The organism is Moraxella equi, assembly GCF_002027555.1.
GTDB classification, from domain to species: domain Bacteria; phylum Pseudomonadota; class Gammaproteobacteria; order Pseudomonadales; family Moraxellaceae; genus Moraxella; species Moraxella equi.
Window position 1 is genome coordinate 1 of sequence record NZ_MXAP01000092.1, and the last position, 19,375, is coordinate 19,375.

19 protein-coding genes are annotated in these 19,375 nt (G+C 47.2%); 6 read left to right on the forward strand and 13 right to left on the reverse strand.

All coding sequences use genetic code 11. From position 1 onward, the window contains the following. The 9 genes from B5J93_RS08995 to rnr form a co-directional block, all read right to left on the reverse strand. On the reverse strand, nucleotides 1-504 hold a 504-nt coding region (locus tag B5J93_RS08995; RefSeq protein WP_158080724.1), incomplete at its 3' end, for a polysaccharide deacetylase family protein. Between the two features lie 110 nt (nucleotides 505-614). Next, nucleotides 615-1,964 (reverse strand): amidase family protein, encoded by a 1,350-nt coding sequence (locus tag B5J93_RS09000; protein WP_079326084.1) that lies wholly within the window; start codon nucleotides 1,962-1,964, stop codon nucleotides 615-617. Nucleotides 1,965-2,122: 158 nt separating this feature from the next. Then, entirely contained in the window at nucleotides 2,123-2,548 is a 426-nt protein-coding gene (hemJ, locus tag B5J93_RS09005) for a protoporphyrinogen oxidase HemJ (RefSeq protein ID WP_079326085.1), read from the reverse strand. A gap of 56 nt (nucleotides 2,549-2,604) precedes the next feature. Continuing rightward, nucleotides 2,605-4,452, reverse strand: a complete 1,848-nt coding sequence (locus B5J93_RS09010) for an autotransporter domain-containing protein (RefSeq protein ID WP_079326086.1) — start codon at nucleotides 4,450-4,452, stop codon at nucleotides 2,605-2,607. Nucleotides 4,453-4,609: 157 nt separating this feature from the next. Beyond that, nucleotides 4,610-5,437 carry a substrate-binding periplasmic protein gene (locus tag B5J93_RS09015; RefSeq protein WP_079326087.1) on the reverse strand — a complete coding sequence of 276 codons (828 nt, stop codon included), beginning with the start codon at nucleotides 5,435-5,437 and terminating at the stop codon, nucleotides 4,610-4,612. Between the two features lie 140 nt (nucleotides 5,438-5,577). Next, nucleotides 5,578-6,627, reverse strand: a complete 1,050-nt coding sequence (bioB, locus tag B5J93_RS09020) for a biotin synthase BioB (RefSeq protein WP_079326088.1) — start codon at nucleotides 6,625-6,627, stop codon at nucleotides 5,578-5,580. 138 nt (nucleotides 6,628-6,765) lie between these two features. Continuing rightward, a complete protein-coding gene (locus B5J93_RS09025) occupies nucleotides 6,766-7,047 on the reverse strand; it encodes a roadblock/LC7 domain-containing protein (protein ID WP_228144915.1) in 282 nt (93 codons plus the stop codon). Continuing rightward, complete coding sequence (locus tag B5J93_RS14235; RefSeq protein ID WP_265734211.1) at nucleotides 7,001-7,132, reverse strand: hypothetical protein; 132 nt, start codon at nucleotides 7,130-7,132, stop codon at nucleotides 7,001-7,003. The genes B5J93_RS09025 and B5J93_RS14235 overlap by 47 nt, the downstream gene beginning before the upstream one ends. A 402-nt stretch (nucleotides 7,133-7,534) precedes the next feature. Further along, nucleotides 7,535-9,790: a ribonuclease R gene (gene rnr, locus B5J93_RS09030; protein WP_079326089.1), complete on the reverse strand. Its 2,256-nt coding sequence runs from the start codon at nucleotides 9,788-9,790 to the stop codon at nucleotides 7,535-7,537. Nucleotides 9,791-9,860: 70 nt separating this feature from the next. On the opposite strand from rnr, the gene rimI reads away from it, so the two are divergent. After that, nucleotides 9,861-10,331 (forward strand): ribosomal protein S18-alanine N-acetyltransferase, encoded by a 471-nt coding sequence (gene rimI, locus B5J93_RS09035; RefSeq protein WP_079326090.1) that lies wholly within the window; start codon nucleotides 9,861-9,863, stop codon nucleotides 10,329-10,331. Between the two features lie 142 nt (nucleotides 10,332-10,473). Here rimI and B5J93_RS09040 read toward each other — a convergent pair whose 3' ends face one another. Continuing rightward, the gene (locus B5J93_RS09040) at nucleotides 10,474-11,037 is read right to left on the reverse strand and encodes an NUDIX hydrolase (RefSeq protein ID WP_079326091.1); all 564 of its coding nucleotides are present in this window, start codon (nucleotides 11,035-11,037) and stop codon (nucleotides 10,474-10,476) included. Between the two features lie 49 nt (nucleotides 11,038-11,086). Here B5J93_RS09040 and B5J93_RS09045 point away from each other — a divergent pair, with 49 nt between their 5' ends. Beyond that, nucleotides 11,087-11,809 carry an NUDIX hydrolase gene (locus B5J93_RS09045; protein ID WP_079326092.1) on the forward strand — a complete coding sequence of 241 codons (723 nt, stop codon included), beginning with the start codon at nucleotides 11,087-11,089 and terminating at the stop codon, nucleotides 11,807-11,809. A gap of 29 nt (nucleotides 11,810-11,838) precedes the next feature. Here the strand turns inward: B5J93_RS09045 and rsfS are convergent, their stop codons facing one another. From rsfS to B5J93_RS09060, 3 genes are read right to left on the reverse strand one after another with little or no spacing between them, the layout of a single operon-like run. Next, complete coding sequence (gene rsfS / locus B5J93_RS09050) at nucleotides 11,839-12,210, reverse strand: ribosome silencing factor (protein ID WP_079326093.1); 372 nt, start codon at nucleotides 12,208-12,210, stop codon at nucleotides 11,839-11,841. A 32-nt stretch (nucleotides 12,211-12,242) separates the two neighbouring features. Continuing rightward, nucleotides 12,243-12,941: a nicotinate (nicotinamide) nucleotide adenylyltransferase gene (gene nadD, locus B5J93_RS09055; protein ID WP_079326094.1), complete on the reverse strand. Its 699-nt coding sequence runs from the start codon at nucleotides 12,939-12,941 to the stop codon at nucleotides 12,243-12,245. Next, nucleotides 12,941-13,732, reverse strand: a complete 792-nt coding sequence (locus B5J93_RS09060) for an NYN domain-containing protein (protein WP_079326096.1) — start codon at nucleotides 13,730-13,732, stop codon at nucleotides 12,941-12,943. Before B5J93_RS09060 ends, nadD begins: the two co-directional genes overlap by 1 nt. 282 nt (nucleotides 13,733-14,014) lie before the next feature. Here B5J93_RS09060 and B5J93_RS09065 point away from each other — a divergent pair, with 282 nt between their 5' ends. From B5J93_RS09065 to fusA, 4 genes are all read left to right on the forward strand, one after another. Then, nucleotides 14,015-15,811, forward strand: coding sequence for an EcsC family protein (locus tag B5J93_RS09065; protein ID WP_079326095.1), 1,797 nt, complete (start codon nucleotides 14,015-14,017; stop codon nucleotides 15,809-15,811). Nucleotides 15,812-15,999: 188 nt separating this feature from the next. After that, entirely contained in the window at nucleotides 16,000-16,374 is a 375-nt protein-coding gene (rpsL, locus tag B5J93_RS09070) for a 30S ribosomal protein S12 (RefSeq protein WP_029102685.1), read from the forward strand. Nucleotides 16,375-16,527: 153 nt separating this feature from the next. Further along, complete coding sequence (gene rpsG, locus B5J93_RS09075; protein WP_062500173.1) at nucleotides 16,528-17,001, forward strand: 30S ribosomal protein S7; 474 nt, start codon at nucleotides 16,528-16,530, stop codon at nucleotides 16,999-17,001. Between the two features lie 121 nt (nucleotides 17,002-17,122). Beyond that, nucleotides 17,123-19,249, forward strand: coding sequence for an elongation factor G (gene fusA / locus B5J93_RS09080; protein WP_029102687.1), 2,127 nt, complete (start codon nucleotides 17,123-17,125; stop codon nucleotides 19,247-19,249). Nucleotides 19,250-19,375 lie beyond the last annotated feature (126 nt).

Consider the following 19,375-nt stretch of genomic DNA (forward strand, 5'->3'; position numbering starts at 1 on the left):
AAGTTCGGTTGGTATATCACCCACACGCACATAATAAGGCGTAAAGTCGTTGTGCATGAGACTGTGGTCGTATTTAATACCTTTTTCAAGCAACAGCTCATTGGTAACAGGGCTAAACTCCCACCACGGGGCGACATAGCCTGTCGGGGCTTTGCCAGCTAGCTCGGTAATCAGGGCGAAGGACTTGTCTAGTACCGCTTGTTCCTGCTCACGAGTCATGGCGATGGGGTTTTCGTGGCTGTATCCATGAATGCCAATCTCATGCCCTGCGTCAGCGACCATTTGCATTTGTTTGGGAAAGGTTTCGACCGAGTGACCAGGGATAAACCATGAGGTTGTCAAGCCTTCTTTGTCAAACAAATCAAGCAGGCGAGGCGTACCCACTTCGCCAGCGAACAGCCCACGAGAGATGTCATCTGGCGAGTCCTCACCGCCATACGAACCAAGCCAGCCTGCCACGGCGTCAACATCAACGCCAATGGATACAAAGATTTCTTTTGCCATAACAGCTCCTTAGAAAATGCAGGTTATCCTGCGGTTAAAATTTATTGACATGACATTATTGCGGTTTGATTTGTAATGATTGAACATATCGCCAATCATCATCAAACCCTTTAAGACAAATACGTCTGTATCACATGCCCTGACATGAGTACCTGTCGGTCGCTTCCTGTTACCCCTGCCACAGAAGCCCCAATGGGCAAGCCCTGAGCGTCCGTGCCAATGGGCAGGCTTAGGGTCGGCATGTCCAGAAAACTGCCAATCATGGTGAGGTTTAGGGTCTGAGCATTGATATGAGCAAAATAGTTATCATCGGCTTCTAGTTTAGCAAGCACAGGGGCGGTATGGCGGACGGTTGGCATGATAAACAGACGATTGCCAAGCTTATGCATGAGAGCCTGCTGATAGACGGCTCGGCGAGCATATAGGCGGATTTGGGTGCTGGCTTTGATGTCTTTGGCAAGCATGAGTCGGGTTCTGACCCGCCTGTCTAGCTCATCGGCTTGGGGGCTATGCAGTAGCTCTTCGTGCAGAGTATAGGCTTCGGCAGAACCAAGCCACTGCTCATTAATGCAGGCAAGCGTGTCATGCAGTGCCGTGATGGTCTCTGCCTTGATATAAAAGCCCGCCTTTGTCAGTGTCTGCACCCACTCATGAAAACACGCCTGCACGTCATCATCTGCCAAGGCAACGATGGCAGGGTCAAACACGAGTGTGGGCAAGGCGTGAGATTGGGCAAGGCGTGTGGGATGGTCATCATTAAGCCAGTCTAGACAAGGCTGATGATGAAGTAGCTCATCAATGAGTAGGCAGTCTATGACGTCATGAGCGATAGGGCCTAGGGTGTCTAGTGAATCGGCTAGGGGGAATACGCCTTGCTTGTCATAACGCTGACGACTGGCACGAAATCCCACCAAGCCATTAAAACTGGCAGGAATGCGAATCGAGCCTGCGGTATCCGTCCCCATGGCAAGTGGGACAATGCCATGCCCGACCACCGTTGCCGACCCTGATGATGAGCCCCCTGCCACGTGGTCAGGATTGGTAAAATTGGTTGGGGTACCAAAATGGGGATTTAGCCCCAGTCCTGAATAGGCAAATTCGGATAAGTTGGTCTTGCCCACACAAGTCAAGCCCATATGGTGCAAGGTTGAGACAACGTGAGCGTCCTGCGTGGCAGGCGGGGCGTGTACTCTGAGCTTTGCCCCTGCGGTCGTGATGGTGTGCTTGACGTCAAATAAGTCTTTGTAGGCGATGGGTATGCCGTCAAATATGGATAAGGGATTGCCCCGTTGCCAACGGATTTTGGCGGACTGGGCTTGAGCGTAGGCAAGCTCTTTGGTTAAGCTGATGAACGCATTGGGGGCGTCATCGATATGCTCATACAGCGTGTCTAATACTTTGATGGGGCAGGTGTCGCCTGTGGCATAAGCGTGGGCAAGGTCAAGGGCGGTGGTGGTCATGGCTGGCTGATGGTGGATGAATACACAGCCAGTGTACGCTTATTTTAATGGGTGGTCAAGTTATCATTTGGTGGTAGTTTCTTACAGTTTAGTATCAGTAATATGAAATAATATAACATTATATTTTTACGATGTTACTCATGACCGCCCTTGTTTCATCAAAACGGCTTTACCACCACCAAAATCACCACCGCAATTAAGATAAAGACAGGGATTTCGTTAAACCACCGCCAATAGACGTGGGTTTTTAGTTTGGGGTTGTCAGCAAGGCGAAAACGAAATCGTCCGCAAGCGATGTGATAGATGGTAAGTAGGATAACGAGCGTGATTTTGGCGTGTAGCCAGCCTTGGGTTTTGTAGATTTGCCAATTCATGATGACCATAGACAGCCCCAGTACCCACGTTGCCATCATTGCAGGATTCATGATACCACGGTAGAGCTTTCGCTCCATAAGGGCAAACCGCTCTTGACTAATCTTATCATCGCTCATGGCATGATAAACAAACAGCCGTGGCAAATAAAAAATCCCTGCAAACCAGCAAACCATGGCGATGATGTGAAAGGCTTTGATATACTCAAACATAGATTTTTGGCAAAATAAAAAGTGGCATGATACCACTTTTTATCTTTAAAAGCCAATCAAAACATCAAGCGAATCCCAAGCGAACCACCCACGTCTGTATCGCTGTCTTGGTGGGTAGCGTGAACGCCTGCATGAATATTTGCCTTGCCAAGTTGCCCTTGTACGCCCAGATGAGCGGTGGTGGCGTAAGATTTGTCGGTGCTAACGCTTGTATTAAAGCCTTTCGTGTATTCACGAATGGAGGTCAAAGTGGCATTAATGGTGCGTTCATCATCGTTAAACTCATGAGCGTGAGCGATACCCCCCGTCAGAGTCAAAGCAGGGCTAATCGGATAAGCCACGTCCACACCAATCTCGCCTTGCAGGGACTTTTGTTCTTGTTCACCAAAACGCATGGCGGTGGATAAAGTCGGTTCGCTCTCGGTCATGTCATTTACTTTGACTTTTTGGGCATGTACGCCGATGAGCGGACGCACGGTGGCTTTGCCCATGTCTATGCCATAGCTGGCTTGTAGCCCTGCATGAAAACGTCTGGCGGTGGTATCTGCGGTGTGCGAACGGCTTGCCCCCTCCCAGTCGATATGGCGGTGCGTATCCACGCTAAGTCGGTCCATCCCTGCCACGCCTTTTAGGCGGACATTGCCGATATCATGACGATGATAAACTCCCATACCAATGGTTTTTACGTCTGATGATAGGGTGTTATCTAGAGCATAATTTTGGTTTTGGTGGCTCAGATACGCCCCTGTATGGCTTGATGAGCCTGCCACGTCCAAGCCGATTTGGGTGGTGGGGTCGGTACGGTCGCTGGCATGGACGCTTGCCCAAATGCTGTGTGAATTACCCAATTTGTCAAGCTGACGATACGTTTGGTGGTCGTGAGCTGAACCCGTTTTGACAAGTTCGCCTGAGAGTTTACCCATGTGAGTAGGGGCGTCCATGATAGAACGGTAATACTGTGCCAAAATGCGGTGCGTGCGTCCCGATGGGTGAATGTCATCGGCAAAGGCGTAGGTGTCATTTGCCCCGTTTTCTATAAGATTGGCTTTGGTACATGCCAAGGAAGTAGAAGCCACATCATCCGCCCCTGTGGTACGAGCGGGCATTTGACACGCCACGCCTTGCGTGTTTTTAAAACCAAAGGCTTCTTTATTTGTGGTCGCTTCTTGGAGTAGGGCAAAGGTGTTGGCAGGGATGACGTTGGCGGTGGATTGGTTTAATGCTCCAAACAGACCGCTATTATACAGACTTGAGGCGAGTTTGGCTTTGTCTTGCACACCTGCCATGAGGCTTTCGCCATAGATGGCTCGGGGCGTGAGGCTCAAATCAGGCACATTTGGCACCAAAATGGTTGTCGCCCCTGCTTGATTGAGTGTTTCGATGTCTATCACGGTGCGAGTTACCGCACCTTTAATGGCGTTTTGGGCTTCGGCTGTTGTGGTGGCTTGAGATGCTGAAATTAAGTCATTAGAGCCAATCCAAATGGCATACAGGGCATTAGGGTCGGCTTTACCACCTGTGGCGGTCAAATGGTCGGTGATTTGCGTTTTGGTGGAGGGTACATTCACAAAACCATTCCAATTGACCTCCGAGCCAGAGCGAGCTCCGCCCACGGCATGGTTAGTGCCAGTGGGGTTGTCGGGCGTGTTGGGGCTGGCGGTTTTGCCATAACTTTGGGCAAATAAGCTTGACCAAACGGGGTCGGGGTTGGTGGTAAAAGATGGCTGTAAGGTGTTGCCAAGGGTGCCATCTTTTCGGGCGACCATATCTTTTAGGCGACCTGTGTCGGACAAGCTGTCTCCAAAAATGATGACTTGGCTAAACTCCTTGGCGTAAGCGGTGTGCAGGCACATCCCAACCATTAGGGCAAGTGCTGAGTATTTGGCAAAGGCGGATTTTTTCATTATTACTCCCTAAGTTGCTTTCAAAGTAAAAACACTTGTAAAGTGTAACAAGATATTACAAAAATTACAAGTGTTTTTTTGATTTATAATTGCTTTGGTCTTTGATGGGTTATCTGCCAATGCCAATTATTTGTCAGTACCGATTTGCTTTAATTACTTATTTGGCGGTAGGTAGGGTCAGATATTTTGACGTGATTTTATTTATCTCCCCTGAGTTTTTCAGGTTAGTAATGCCTGCGTTGAGCTTATCTAGCAGTTTTTGGTCGCCTTTTTGGGTGTAGATAACAATATCTGCTGCGTTCGGAGTTTTATCATACTCTACCACGCTCATCTGATGATCGGGATAATTAAGAGCGATATATTCTAAGAAGTATTTGTCTTGCAATACCGCGTCATATTTGTCTTGAACCAAACCTTGATACAGTTGAAATACTGTATCCACGGTTTCGTGTGATGCAACAGATAACTCGTTAATGAGTTTTTCTTGTGTGGTATCTTTCATGGTTGCCACACGCAACGGTTTTAGGCTTGCGATGTCTGTTACCGCAACGTTGGGCTTATGCATGATGATGGATGGGTTTTGCAAGTAGGGATTGGTGTGATCGAATTTAGCAATACGTTCAGGTGATGGAGATAAGCCACTAATGACAACTTGATATTTACCTGCTTCTAGATTGGGAAGCATGTCAATAAATCTTTCTTTGTGTAGCTCCACCTTAAAGCCTTGGTCTTCTCCGATGGCGTGAATGATGTCCACGTCTATGCCAGTTAGGTTGCCATTTTCGTTTAAAAAAGTTAAGGGTGGTAGAACCCCTGAAGTCACAACCTTTACCACAGGGGCATCATTAGGTAGTTTGCTTGGTCTTTCGGCAGGGGCGGTGGTGGCTGTCGGATGGCTGTCGGCTGGGGCGGGTGTCTCGGCAGGCTTATCGGTGCATCCAAATAGTCCTGCACATAAGGCAAAAGAAAGCGTGATTTTTTTCATGACTTGTCCAATAAACTGATAAAAATAGATGTCTATTTTAACAAACCTTTAAGACTTTTGTAAACTTATATTTTTTTATGTTTATGATGACAGAGCAAGCATAAATTTATTGGGCTTAAGGGTGTGTTATTGTTTTGCTATCAAGCTGATAACGGACAGCCTTGTGGCAAGTCGTCAAACTCTGCCTTGCCCGTCATGGCGTTCACGATTTTGGGCTTGGGGGTGGGTTTTTCGGCAGTTAGCCCGAGCATTGCCATAAGGCGGTCATCATTGGCTTGGGACTGATTGCCTGTGGTCAGTAGCTTATCACCATAAAAGAACGAGTTCGCCCCTGCCATAAACGCCAACGCCTGCTCACCGTCCGTCAAGCTCTCACGCCCTGCCGACAGTCGCACGTAGCTTGTCGGACAGCAAATGCGAGTAACGGCAATCGTGCGTATCCACTCAATGACGGACAACCTGCCCTCTTCTAGTACCTTATCGCCCAGTGGCGTGCCTTTGATAGGGACGAGTAGATTGACAGGAATGGACTGGGGCGGTATGGGCATGGTGGTTAGCTCATGTATCCAGTCAATCCTATCATCACGGCTCTCGCCCATACCCACGATTGAGCCACTGCACACATTTATCCCTGCGTTTCGGACGTGTTCAAGCGTCTCTAGGCGGTCATCATACGAGCGAGTAGTGGTTACTTGGCTATAATAATTGCGAGAGGTATCAAGGTTGTGATTATAATAATCAAGCCCTGCGTCTGCCAAAGTCTGGGCTTGGTCGGGTTTTAGCATACCCAAAGTCATGCACGTCTCAAGCCCTAACGCTTTGACTTCACGGATAAGCTCCACCAAATACGGCATATCTTTGGCTGATGGGTGCTTCCATGCCGCCCCCATACAAAAGCGAGATGAGCCTGATGCTTTGGCACGCTTTGCCGATGCCAAGACCTTTTGGATTTCAAGGCGTTTTTCGGCGGTCAGACCTGTCTTATCACGATAATGTCCCGACTGCGAGCAGTAGCCACAGTCCTCAGGGCAGTTGCCTGTTTTGATGGATAGTAGCGTGCTGATTTGGACTTCGTTAGCACGAAAATGCTGACGATGAACGCTTTGGGCTTGCATGAGCAAATCCATGAGCGGTAAATTAAACAGGCGAGCGATGTCTTGGCGAGTGATAGACTGATGGTTTGGTAACATGATTTCTCCCCAATCAATAAATGGACTAATCAATGAGTAAGCGGTTATTTTAAAAAATAAGTGAACAATTGTAAAGGATTTTCATGACTTTATAAATAGCACAGTCAAAAAAACGGCATTGCCTGCCGTTTATGATGATTATACCTGACCGTTTAGTACCGCTTGCACACGTTGTGATGCTTTTTTGATGTCGTGAAAGACCATGCCCAACTTGGCATCAGGACGTGCGACAACTGTCAATAATAGACTCTCAGCCACGGCACTGACGATGACATAGCCCACTTTGCTTTGCACCATCACACGCTCGCTCTCATTGCCCGATAGCGTGTCAATCATGCGTTCACTGACCGACAGCAGAGCGGCACTCATGGCACTAATCCGCTCTTCGTTCACACCCATGGGCAGGTGTGATGCCATCATCAGTGATGAGTGCTGATGCCTCAATCTCGGCAGAGTCGGCGTGTAATTCATCTAAAATCTCACTAAATTTGGCGATGTCTAGCATTTATTTATACCCCACTATCTTTGCATATGATACTTTAGAAACTGATATTGAGACTAAAATACAAATGCCATAATTTATTAATCATTGTAAAACAGATAAATTAATTTAAAAAATATGATTGTTAAATAAATTAATCTCTATCAAGTTTAGCCATTATACGCCCATGAAATGCAAACGCAAGTCATTTTTTAAATAAATCCATAAAAATTTTAATGAATTAAGTTAGCAATAAGTCATTGATAATTATAGTTTAAAAATTATTAAGATTTACTAACAATTGCAAATTAAGTTTGATAAGAAAAAGCAAATCGCCTTGATGAACGATTTGCTTTTTTAAAATCATAAAAGGCTGGTACGCCCAAATAATCATGACCCAGTGATGGGCAAGCCATCGTTCCGACATCATGACTTTTTGACCGTCTTTTTTCGGGTGGGTTTGGTATTCTTAGCGCTCTTAACCACCTTCTCATCCCCCACTTTCTCAACCAACGCAAAATCCACTTGCAATAAATCCATATTCACGCCAGCAACCTTAATCAAAAGCTGTTCGCCAAGTTTAAAGATTGAGCCTTTCTCGCCAATCAAGGCTTGTTCACGCTCGTTGTACTCATAGTACTCGGCAGATAGGTTTGAGATGTGAATCAGTCCGTCAATGAACAAGTTATTTAGCGTAACAAACAAACCAAAACTCGTTACGGTGGTAATCGTCCCCACAAACTCATCGCCCAAATGCCGTTGCATATAATGGCATTTTAGCCAGGCTTCCACATGACGGCTTGCTTCTTCGGCACGGCGTTCGGTGGTGGAGGTTTGCTCGCCTGCCTCGTCTAGGGTTTTGTAAATGGCAGGCTTGGGCTTGGTGTTGGTAACTTTACCCTTAATGGCTCGGTGGAGCATAAGGTCAGGGTAACGGCGAATAGGACTGGTAAAATGACTATACTCATCATACGCCAAGCCAAAATGCCCGATGTTGTCAGGGCTATAGTTCGCTTGCATCATGGAGCGAAGGAGTATGGAATGAATGCTTTGGGTATCCGCCCGTCCTTCGGTTGCCTTGATGATATGCTGATAATCAGCATGGGTGGGCGACTCGGTCGGAAATGACAATCCAAACGATTTGACGTATTCGGACAGTTTGGCGGACTTTTCATCGCTGGGCTTGTCGTGATTGCGATACAGGGCTGGCAACTCGTGTTTTAGGGCGAAATTTGCCCCACAGGTATTGGCAAGGAGCATCATCTCCTCGATGAGTTTGTGAGCGTCGCCTCGTGTGCGTTTTTTGATGTCTTTGATGTCGCCATCTTCGCCAAAGACAATGTAACTCTCCGCCGTCTCAAACGCCATCGCTCCACGCTCCTCACGCTTTTTATCAAGGATTTGGCATAGGGCAAAAAGCGTATCCACTGACTTCATTACCTCAGGATTTTTGACCAAATCATCAGGCAAAGTCTCATTGGTCGGGTCGTCAAAATAAGCATTGACTTGGTTATAAGTCAGGCGAGCCTGTGAGTGCATGACCGCAGGATAAAACTCATAGCCTGTGACCTTACCTGCTTTGGACAGCTTAATATCTGCCACCATGCAGAGGCGGTCTACTTTGGGGTTGAGCGAACATAAGCCATTGGACAGCACTTCTGGAAGCATGGGGACGACACGGTGCGGAAAATACACGCTCGTACCACGCTCATAAGCGTCCACATCAAGTGGGCTTTGGGGGGTCACATAGTGGCTGACATCGGCAATGGCGACCACCACACGGTAGTTGCCCCCTGCTCGTTTGCAAGCATAAACCGCATCATCAAAGTCGCGTGCGTCCTCGCCATCAATGGTAATGAGCGGTAAGTCTCGCAAATCCACTCGTCCTTTAATGTCTGTCTCGGTCGGCTCGCCATAGCTGTCGGCTTGTTCTAGGGTGGCTTGGCTAAACTCAGACGGTATGGCGTGGTTTAGGAGTGTGGTTTCGATGATGAGTTCACGGTCGTTGAGGTTTGTTAGCACTTCGCTGATTTTGCCTGTGGCGTACTCTTGATAGGTGGGCATGTCAATAATCGCCACTTTGACGCTATCGCCCACACTCACGCCAAAATGTGCCACCTCATCATCAGTCAGCGTAATCGGCTGATGAGCGTTCGCCCCTGACAGACGCACAAAGTAGCCCTCATCATCGCTGTCAATCACGCCCACAAATTCATTGCCAGCACGAGCGATGACACTCGTAATACGAGCCTCTGCCTTACCTTTAAATTCGGTAGCCACCGCCTCTACCGTGTCGCCATCAAACACCAGTCGCATTTGTTTTTCATGTAAAAATAAATCAGGCATGTCAGGTAGGCTGACAAAACCAAAGCCCTTAGGATTGGCAATCACTTTGCCCGTGACGGTGGTCGGCAAAGGGGCAATGCTAAAATGAATGCCGTCCGTGCGTTCTAGTTGGTTGTCTCTTAGCATGGCTTTTAGGCGGTTGGTTAGGGCAAAAAATCGCTCCTCATCGCCCAAAATCTCAAAATGCAGTCCCAAACTCTCCGCCGTGGCAGGTTTGCCGTCATTGTTCATTTGGGCGACAGTTTGTAGGATAAGTAGGCGTGAGGGAATGGGATTTTGGTATTTATTGGCTTCATCGGTGGCGTTGGGGTCGTTCCACAGGGGTTTTTTTGTCATGATTTTCTCTTTTTAAATACAAACATTTGGGTTATCATAACACATTTAATCACATTATCATGCAACTTTTATGACAGTTTTTTTAAATTTTGACAACCCCAAACAGACTGAGCAGGGCGGTTATGTGAGTGCCATTGCCCACATTGAACGAGGGCTGTTTGATGACGCGTGGGACGCTTTGTCGGTGGGGCAGGTTTTGGGGCAGTTTGGGGCAGGGGTGTTGATTGCCGAAAATGATGATGACGACATCATGGGTTATTTGATTTATCAAATCGTCTTTGAGGTGGCAGAAGTGTTACGCATCGCCACCGACCCTGATTTTCAAAAACAGGGCGTGGGTAAGGGGTTACTTGATGAGTTTGATAAACTGTGCCAAGAAAAAGAAGCGGAGCGAATTCTCCTAGAAGTGCGAGCCGACAACGCCCCTGCCATACGCCTATATGAGAGGCAGGGCTTTTACCAAATTGATGTACGAAAGGGCTATTATAAAGACGAATGGGGGGTGGTGGATGCGTTGATTTTGGAGAGGGATTTGGGGTAAAACCAAACCCTAATTTACGGGTTTGTACCAACCGAACTCAATTTGTGTTCGGATTTGTAGGGGCGTGCTTTCCACGCCCTTTGTTGGGGTCTTTAATTGGGCGTGCTCAGCACGCCCCTACGCCACAAACAAATTTAAAACCTTATGGATTCAAACACACCTCATGCAAAGGATAACAACCAAAATCCCCACCATCTTTGCCCAATGTTTCCAAGCGTTCTTTATCTGCCAAATACCGCTCAATGGTCTGCTTAACTGTCTCAAAGGCGAGATTCTCCATGTCAATCTCATGCGGATAAAATAACCCACATTCTAGGCTTTCACTCCCCACGCCAAATTGACCGTCTTTGAGATTAGCAAGATACATCGCATGAATCTGCCCCCATTGTGGTAAATCAAATAGGGCATATAGTTTCAAATCCACCGCCACGCCTTCGGCTTCTTCGACCGTTTCACGCTTTGCTCCGTCCGCCATCGTTTCGCCATTTTCCATAAAGCCAGCAGGGAGCGTCCACAGCCCATAACGAGGCTCAATGGCACGCCTGCACAGCAAAATACGACCGTCATGGACGGCAAGCACGCCACAGACCATCTTGGGATTTTCGTAATGGATATAACCGCACGAGCCACACACAAGACGCTCACGACTGTCGCCCTGTGGTATGGTGTGGGTGGCGGGCTGACCGCATTGTAAACAGTATGTCATAATTTGGTGTTATAATGAGTTTGATTAAGTTTAAAGGAAAAATGCCAAAATGACAAATGATTTTACCGACAAAACCACCATAACCCTACCCACCGACCACCGTTTTTATGAGCTGGCAGGGCGACTTGGGGAGTATCGGGGTGTGGATATTGTGCCTTATACGGACAACAACGAGCTATTGACAGGACTTGTGCGTGAAAGTACGATAAAGCATTATCAAAAATTATTAAATGATAATCCACCCCCGCAGGCGTGCGTACTCATCGTCATCACTGATGAATCACGCCCACGCCTACTGCTCACACGGCGGTCATCTCGCCTAAGTAGCCACGCAGGGGAGGTTGCCTTTGTCGGTGGTAAGCGTGATGAGACGGACAACAGCTCGGCAGAAGTTGCCTTGCGTGAGGCGTGCGAAGAAGTGGGGCTGGGTAGGGCGGATTGTGAGGTGCTGGGGTATTTGCCCATGCAAATTTCCAAAAAGGGCTTACTTGTCCGCCCTGTGGTGGCAAGCGTTAAAGCAGACGTGGTGGACAAACTCACCCCTAGCGAAGATGAGATAGCCCACCTGTTTTGGCTACCGTTTGAGATGCTACATACCACCCCTATCAATCATATTTTTGATAGGGAGCTACCCAACCACACCGCCAAACTTCATACCCCTGCTTGGATTTATGGCGATGAAGTGATTTGGGGGCTGACGGGGCGAATTTTGGCGAGTTTTATGGAGATTGGCTTTGGGGTGGGGCATGAGTGGTATTATCGCATAACATAAAAGGGCAATCACGCCCTTTTATTTATGTATCACGCCTTTTGCATGGCGAGTTGTTGTAGGGATTCTGGCGATGACCATAAGCCTTCTAAGTCGTAGAACTCACGAGCCTCATGGGTCATGATATGCACCACGATACGCCCTAAGTCCACCAGCGTCCAGTCGCTGTCTTTGTCGCCTTCACGCCCCAGTGGCATAAGCCCTGCTTCTTTGGCAGTGGCTCCGAGCTTGTCAGCAAGTGCCTTGACATGGCGTTTTGAGGTGGCGTTGGCGATGATGATACGCTCGGCAATCTCGGTCAAATGTTCAACCGTCATCACGGTGATTTCTTTGGCTTTTAGGTCGTCCAAGGCGGTGGTTACGAGCGTGATTTGCTCATCTAAGGATAGGTTATGTGTGGTCATGATGTTCAAATAAAATAAAGATTAACCGTCTATTATAGCACACTTTTATAAAGCTCGTGCGTTTTAATATAATCAAAAATCGGTTCGGGCAAATGACATGGTTTGTTGTTTTGGGCTAGGGCGTGGCGGATTTGAGTGGACGAGACGGCAGGCACGGGCGATGTGTCATAAAAAATGCTTTTAGTGTTAAAAGAGTTATTGGTTTTTAACAATTTATCTTTTAACAAATCATCTTTTAAAAAACCATCTTGTAAAAATTTACCAAAATCATCGGTCATTCTTACCAAAATATCTGGCACGACATCATCACTGCCAGCTCTGTCAAACGCCCAAATTTTAATATACGTCAAAAGCTCTTTATAATCCCTCCACAAATGCAGACTTGCCAAACTGTCGCCCCCCATGACAAAAATCCGCTCATCGTCAGGATAACGCTGTGCCAATGCACGCACCGTGTCTATGGTATAGACGGGTGGGGTTTGGTGGATTTCTGATGTGTCAATGCTTGCGGTCATGTCTTGATGTTTTAATATATCACACGCCAAAGACAGCATGTTTAGGCGGTGCGTGGGGTCGGTGGGTGTGCCTTTAAAGGGGCTACCTGCGGTGGGCAAAAACGAGATGACAAAGGGCAAACCCAAAGATGACAGGCGATGATGGATAAGACGCACCATGTCTAGGTGTCCGTCATGCACAGGGTCAAAACTGCCCCCCAAAAACACCCGTCTCATCAAATGGTCAGCTCGCTGTCGGCAATGAGGTCGTTTTGACGGTTGCGGACGAAGATCACTTTGTGATTGTCGCCGTTGGGGTAGCGTTCGGTCAGCTCAAAGTAGCGGGGATATGCCTTTAAGAAGTCGCTAAATTTGTCATAGTGAAACAGGCGAGCATCAAAATCAGGCTCTACTTTTAGGATGTAGTTTTTGACAGGGGCGATGTTCGCCCAGCCATGTTCGTCTGCCATGGTGGTGATGGCATTTTTGACCAATGCGATCGCCACGTCCACAGGCTTGAATTGGTTATCGCCTGAGAATAGCATGTCGGCTGAATCATAAAAGTCCACGTTACTGGTCTTTTTGTGTTCTTCAAAGACTTCTAGGTAGGTAAAGCGGTCGCAGGCTTGCATAAAGGGTTTAGGCGTGTGCTGTTTGCCAAAGCCATACACCATAAGACCCTGTTCACGGATACGCTGGGCAAGGCGGGTATAATCACTATCAGATGACACAAGGCAAAAGCCATCAAACCGCTCGGTATAGAGCAAATCCATGGCGTCAATAATCAGGCTCGAATCGGTGGCGTTTTTACCCGAGGTGTAGGCGAACTGTTGCATGGGCTGAATGGAGTGCGACAACAGCACGCTTTTCCAACTGGCAAGTTGGGGCTTTGTCCAGTCGCCATAAGCACGGCGAACGCTTGCCCGCCCAAGCGTGGCAATCTCATTCATGAGTGCTTCAAGGTAGGTTGTGGACGCATTATCAGCGTCAATCAAGACCGCTAGGCGTGCTTCGGCAGATGGCGACATGGTAAAATAAAAAAATACAAAAAAGCAAATGAAATTATTATAAGGTAAAATTTGCCAATTACCTATCATTTTTGCTGTTCATTTACAAAAAAGTTGGGTGGCTTAGGCTGGTGTAAGATTGTTGGGTGTTTGAATATGCCATGTTAGGGTGTGGCAAGTTTGCGTGAATGACTGGCTTTTACATTTTGTAGCGTTGTTTTACAATTTGGCACAGCAAATTTTTGATAATTTGATATGATGAGTTTTTATGCCATGTTAATTTGTTCATATTAAGGAGAAGTTATGAGTACACCAAAAACCCCACGCACCAAAAACCCCAAAACCACCAAAAAAACGGCGGTGGTTCATGATTTTATTGACAACCAAGAAGGATTAAGCCACAGCAATGTGGAGGTGATTGCAAGTGATGTGGACATCGCCAATGCCAATGTATCAGATGTGGCGGTAGTTAAGGTTGGCAGTGATGAACCAAAGGATATCATCCATGAGATGGGCGATGATGATTATGGTGACCAAAAACCTATTGACGAGAATCAAGGTAATGATAAAGACGACAAGGGTGATGAGAATAAGAATGCTCATGCCAGTGACGACAAAAATACCGCCAAATCCGCCCAAGAGATAGCCAAAGAGACCGCCCAACACAAACTTGCTGAGCTGGCAAAACAGCTAGATGACCTAGATAACCTAGATAATAAAGAGCAGGTAAAACAACAGGCACAGCAGGTGCTACAAACTGCCAAGGAACATCTCCAAGAGCTTACTGGTGATGACACTGATGAGACCGCACGCCTGGTCAATGACAAACTTAGCCATGCCAAACAAGAACTACAACAGACCATAAGCGATGTCCAGGATAAGGCAGAAAAGGTGGTGCAAGATGTTCAAAAAAACACCCAAACGCTTGCCGAGCGTGCCAAAGAGACGCTAGATGATGTCAAAGAGCAGGCAAAAGAGAGTTTAGATGGCATCAGCGAGCAGGCCGCCAAACAAGCCGATGAACTGCTCGATAAGGCGGAGGGCTTATTGAACAAAGAACAAGATAAACATAAAGAACAAGATAAAGATGAAAAACATCAGCCTGCCAATGACCCAAACGCCAGCAAGATTACCGATGAGCATGAACAAGCCCATGAGCAAAAAACCAATGACAAATCGGTTGAAAAATCCCATGCTTTAAAAGGTCTGGGCGGGCTGCTTGCCACAGCAGGTGCTTATTTAGGACGCGGTCATCAAGACAAGAGCTATCAGAGCGTGGATTTGGATGTCGATGCTACAACCAAGCATCCCTTTTATATCCAAGGTTCAACGCTCGGTGGGGGTTTTGTTAAGTCTATTTTGGGCAAAAAAGTCACAGCAGTGCATGGCTTGGCAGGCAGATTCATCTCCGATGACAAGCTAAATGCTGTCTCAGAGAGCATTTATCATAAGATTGCCGAGCTGGCTTGTGCATGGGCGGTCAAATCCGTGCCTACCGACCCCAAAACGCTCACCCCTGCCCAAAAGGACGAGCTGGCTCAAAGCCTTGCCGACCAAAACCGAGCCTTGGCAACGGCTGGCGGTGTGACGGGCTTTTTTGGGCTAAAAGGCGTGGTTATGGACACCGCGTGGCTACTGCTTGTGGCACTGCGAACGGTGTATCAGCTGTCGGTGGTCTATGATGTGCCATTGACAGGCAAAGACGGCATAAAAATGGCGTATGGCGTGCTGTCGGGGGCGAATTTGGATAAACTTCAAGAAAAACAAGTCATTCTGACCGCCCTTGCGTTGGCAGGCGGGGTATTGGCTCATGCTGATGAGGGCAGTCTAAAAGAAGAGCTGGTCAAACTTAGCTCGTCCAATACCACGATAAAAGACTTCGATGAGCTGTTAAAGTTTGCCCATTTGGACAAACTTGCCGACAAGTACGGCATTGATATTGACAACATCAACACAAGCTGGCTTCGTCATTTGGCGTCCATCTCCGCAGTTGGGGTGGGGGCGTATTACAACCGTGAACTTATTGATGAAGTCATCGGTACTGCCATGTCGACTTTTAAAACAAATGCCATGCTCGCTGTTGAGTATCAAGGCGATTAAAATCAAAAAATAGGCAAAGCTCGGCTTAGACTGGGTTTTGCCTTTGTTTTAAAATGCCTTGATTTTCTTAAATAAAAGTATTATAATGCCAAATCCCATTTGGGATAAGTACGTTTTTTGTGCAAATTTGCCTAAAAATTAATCAATTTTGCCAAAAACAAGTTTTTAATTAACGGGAGATATTGCCTATGGCAACTACAAACCAACTTATCCGTAAAGGTCGTAAGACCATTACTGAAAAGTCGAAAGTACCTGCATTACAAGCTTGCCCACAACGTCGTGGCGTTTGTACTCGTGTATATACCACCACCCCTAAAAAGCCAAACTCAGCCATGCGTAAAGTATGCCGTGTGCGTTTGACTTCTGGCTATGAAGTATCTAGCTACATCGGCGGTGAGGGTCATAACCTACAAGAGCACAGCGTTGTGCTTATCCGTGGTGGTCGTGTAAAAGACCTACCAGGTGTGCGTTATCACACTGTTCGTGGTGCACTTGACTGTGCAGGCGTTAAAGACCGTAAACAAGGTCGTTCTAAGTATGGTGCTAAGCGTCCTAAGGCGTAATTTAGCTCAATAACCCAAATTTAACCTGTGCATGGCTTGTGATGATGTGTGTTAATCTACCCCATGCCCACAATCATGCAGTAAGGCTGGCTAAATGCCTGATTTGTTTTAAGATTGTATGCCAGATTTACCCTGAAGACATAAGGAACTATTATGCCAAGACGTCGTGTCGTCGCTGCCCGTGAAATTCTACCTGATCCTAAGTTCGGCAGCCAAACCATCGCCAAATTCATCAACCACGTTATGGTTGACGGCAAAAAATCAGTCGCTGAAAAAATCGTTTATGGTGCGTTAGAGAGTGTTGCTGCCAAGCGTAACATCGAAGATCCAGTGGCTTTCTTTGAAGAAGTGCTAGAAAGCGTTCGCCCAACGGTGGAAGTAAAAGCCCGCCGTGTTGGTGGTGCTACCTACCAAGTGCCTATGGAAGTCCGTCCCTCCCGTCGTACTGCCCTAGCCATGCGTTGGTTGGCTGACGCTGCCGCTAAGCGTTCTGAGAAGTCTATGGCTCTACGCCTAGCAGGCGAGCTAAATGACGCCGCCGAAGGTAAAGGTGCTGCCATCAAAAAACGTGATGACGTTCACCGTATGGCTGACGCTAACAAAGCGTTCTCGCACTTCCGCTTCTAATTTTATGAAAAGCGTGTTTGGCTTGCCAAACAATATCAGTCGTTTGTCATGGTGCGGTCATGATTATGTCTTATCATGACAAACTGACACCCAATTACTCGCAATTTTTCTAGGAAAAATTATGGCACGTAAAACCCCCTTAAATAGATACCGTAACATCGGTATTTCTGCGCACATTGACGCAGGTAAAACCACGACCTCAGAGCGTATTTTGTTCTACACAGGTAAAAGCCACAAAATCGGCGAAGTGCACGAAGGTGCTGCAACGATGGACTGGATGGAGCAAGAGCAAGAGCGTGGTATTACCATTACTTCTGCCGCGACCACTTGCTTTTGGTCAGGTATGTCTGATCAATTCCCAGAACACCGCATTAACCTAATCGACACCCCCGGTCACGTTGACTTTACCATTGAAGTTGAGCGTTCTATGCGTGTGCTTGATGGTGCATGCATGGTGTACTGTGCGGTTGGTGGTGTACAACCTCAGTCAGAGACGGTATGGCGTCAAGCCAACAAATACAAAGTGCCACGTCTTGCCTTTGTTAACAAAATGGACAGAACAGGTGCCAACTTCTTCCGTGTGGTTGAACAAGTTAAAACCCGTCTGGGCGGTAATCCTGTGCCTGTGGTTGTGCCAATCGGTGCAGAAGATAACTTTGAAGGTGTTGTTGACCTGCTTGAGATGAAATCCATTATTTGGGACGTAGAATCTCAAGGCATGAAGTTTGAATATGGCGAGATTCCTGCCGACCTAGTAGATACTGCCAACGAATGGCGTAACAACATGGTTGAAGCTGCTGCCGAGTCATCAGAAGAGCTGATGGACAAATACCTAGAAGAAGGCGACTTGTCTCGTGAAGACATCGTCGCTGGTCTTCGTGTTCGTACACTAGCATGTGAAATCCAACCAATGCTTTGTGGTACTGCCTTTAAAAACAAAGGCGTACAGCGTATGCTTGATGCCGTCATCGAGTTCTTGCCTGCCCCCACTGACGTTGAGGCCATCAAAGGCATCCTAGATGACAAAGACGAAACCGAAGGTAGCCGTGAATCTTCTGATGATGCACCATTTGCCGCCCTTGCGTTCAAAATCATGAATGACAAATACGTGGGTAATCTAACTTTCGTTCGTGTGTACTCTGGCGTTGCAAAACAAGGCGACAGCGTTTATAACCCTGTTAAGATGAAGCGTGAGCGTATCGGTCGTATCGTTGAGATGCATGCCAACAGCCAAAACGAAGTTGATGAAGTTCGTGCGGGCGACATCGTCGCATTTGTGGGTCTAAAAGACGTAACCACGGGCGATACCTTGTGTGATAATGATAACATCATCACCTTGGAACGTATGGAATTCCCAGACCCAGTTATTTCACTAGCGGTTGAACCAAAAACCAAAGCCGACCAAGAAAAAATGTCTATTGCTCTAGGTCGTCTAGCCAAAGAAGATCCTTCGTTCCGTGTACGTACAGACGAAGAGAGTGGCCAAACCATCATCTCTGGTATGGGTGAATTGCACCTTGACATCATCGTTGACCGTATGAAGCGTGAGTTTAACGTTGAAGCGAACATCGGTGCACCACAGGTTGCTTACCGTGAAACCATCCGTCAAACGGTTGAAGTTGAAGGTAAGTTTGTTCGTCAAACAGGTGGTCGTGGTAAGTTTGGTCATGTATGGCTACGTCTTGAACCACTTGACCCAGAAGGTGATGTGGAATACGAATTTGCCGAAGAAATCGTGGGCGGTGTTGTACCAAAAGAATACCACGGTGCGGTAGATAAAGGCATCCAAGAGCGTATGAAGAACGGCGTTTTGGCAGGCTATCCAGTCGTTAACGTTAAAGCGACCCTATATGATGGTTCTTACCATGACGTGGACTCTGACGAGCTATCGTTTAAAATGGCGGGTTCTATCGCATTCAAGAAAGGCTTTATGCAAGCATCTCCTGCCTTGCTAGAGCCTATCATGAAAGTAGAAGTTGAGACCCCAGAAGACTACATGGGCGACATCATGGGTGACCTTAACCGTCGTCGTGGCGTGGTTCAAGGCATGGACGACTTGCCTGGCGGCACCAAAGCCATCCGTGCAGAAGTGCCACTTGCTGAAATGTTCGGCTATGCCACCCAAATGCGTTCTATGTCTCAAGGTCGCGCAACTTACTCTATGGAATTTGCCAAATACCAAGAAACGCCTAAGAATGTGGCAGACGAGATTATCAAGAAATTCACTGCCAAAGATGATGATGAGTAATCATAATCATCTCACTTAAATCCGTTTTGGTTTGTCCATAAGTGGCAAGCCAAAACAATCATTTATCAAAACCTTGTGCAGTTTGCACGAATCAAAAGGATATTATCATGGCCAAAGCCAAATTCG

Excerpts from the sequence above, each read along its gene's own strand:
- B5J93_RS09000 (WP_079326084.1), bottom strand. The coding sequence starts at position 1,964 with ATGACCACCACCGCCCTTGACCTTGCCCACGCTTATGCCACAGGCGAC.
- hemJ (WP_079326085.1), bottom strand. The coding sequence starts at position 2,548 with ATGTTTGAGTATATCAAAGCCTTTCACATCATCGCCATGGTTTGCTGG.
- B5J93_RS09010 (WP_079326086.1), bottom strand. The coding sequence starts at position 4,452 with ATGAAAAAATCCGCCTTTGCCAAATACTCAGCACTTGCCCTAATGGTT.
- B5J93_RS09015 (WP_079326087.1), bottom strand. The coding sequence starts at position 5,437 with ATGAAAAAAATCACGCTTTCTTTTGCCTTATGTGCAGGACTATTTGGA.
- bioB (WP_079326088.1), bottom strand. The coding sequence starts at position 6,627 with ATGTTACCAAACCATCAGTCTATCACTCGCCAAGACATCGCTCGCCTG.
- B5J93_RS09025 (WP_228144915.1), bottom strand. The coding sequence starts at position 7,047 with ATGATGGCATCACACCTGCCCATGGGTGTGAACGAAGAGCGGATTAGT.
- B5J93_RS14235 (WP_265734211.1), bottom strand. The coding sequence starts at position 7,132 with ATGCTAGACATCGCCAAATTTAGTGAGATTTTAGATGAATTACACGCC.
- rnr (WP_079326089.1), bottom strand. The coding sequence starts at position 9,790 with ATGACAAAAAAACCCCTGTGGAACGACCCCAACGCCACCGATGAAGCC.
- rimI (WP_079326090.1), top strand. The coding sequence starts at position 9,861 with ATGACAGTTTTTTTAAATTTTGACAACCCCAAACAGACTGAGCAGGGC.
- B5J93_RS09040 (WP_079326091.1), bottom strand. The coding sequence starts at position 11,037 with ATGACATACTGTTTACAATGCGGTCAGCCCGCCACCCACACCATACCA.
- B5J93_RS09045 (WP_079326092.1), top strand. The coding sequence starts at position 11,087 with ATGACAAATGATTTTACCGACAAAACCACCATAACCCTACCCACCGAC.
- rsfS (WP_079326093.1), bottom strand. The coding sequence starts at position 12,210 with ATGACCACACATAACCTATCCTTAGATGAGCAAATCACGCTCGTAACC.
- nadD (WP_079326094.1), bottom strand. The coding sequence starts at position 12,941 with ATGAGACGGGTGTTTTTGGGGGGCAGTTTTGACCCTGTGCATGACGGA.
- B5J93_RS09060 (WP_079326096.1), bottom strand. The coding sequence starts at position 13,732 with ATGTCGCCATCTGCCGAAGCACGCCTAGCGGTCTTGATTGACGCTGAT.
- B5J93_RS09065 (WP_079326095.1), top strand. The coding sequence starts at position 14,015 with ATGAGTACACCAAAAACCCCACGCACCAAAAACCCCAAAACCACCAAA.
- rpsL (WP_029102685.1), top strand. The coding sequence starts at position 16,000 with ATGGCAACTACAAACCAACTTATCCGTAAAGGTCGTAAGACCATTACT.
- rpsG (WP_062500173.1), top strand. The coding sequence starts at position 16,528 with ATGCCAAGACGTCGTGTCGTCGCTGCCCGTGAAATTCTACCTGATCCT.
- fusA (WP_029102687.1), top strand. The coding sequence starts at position 17,123 with ATGGCACGTAAAACCCCCTTAAATAGATACCGTAACATCGGTATTTCT.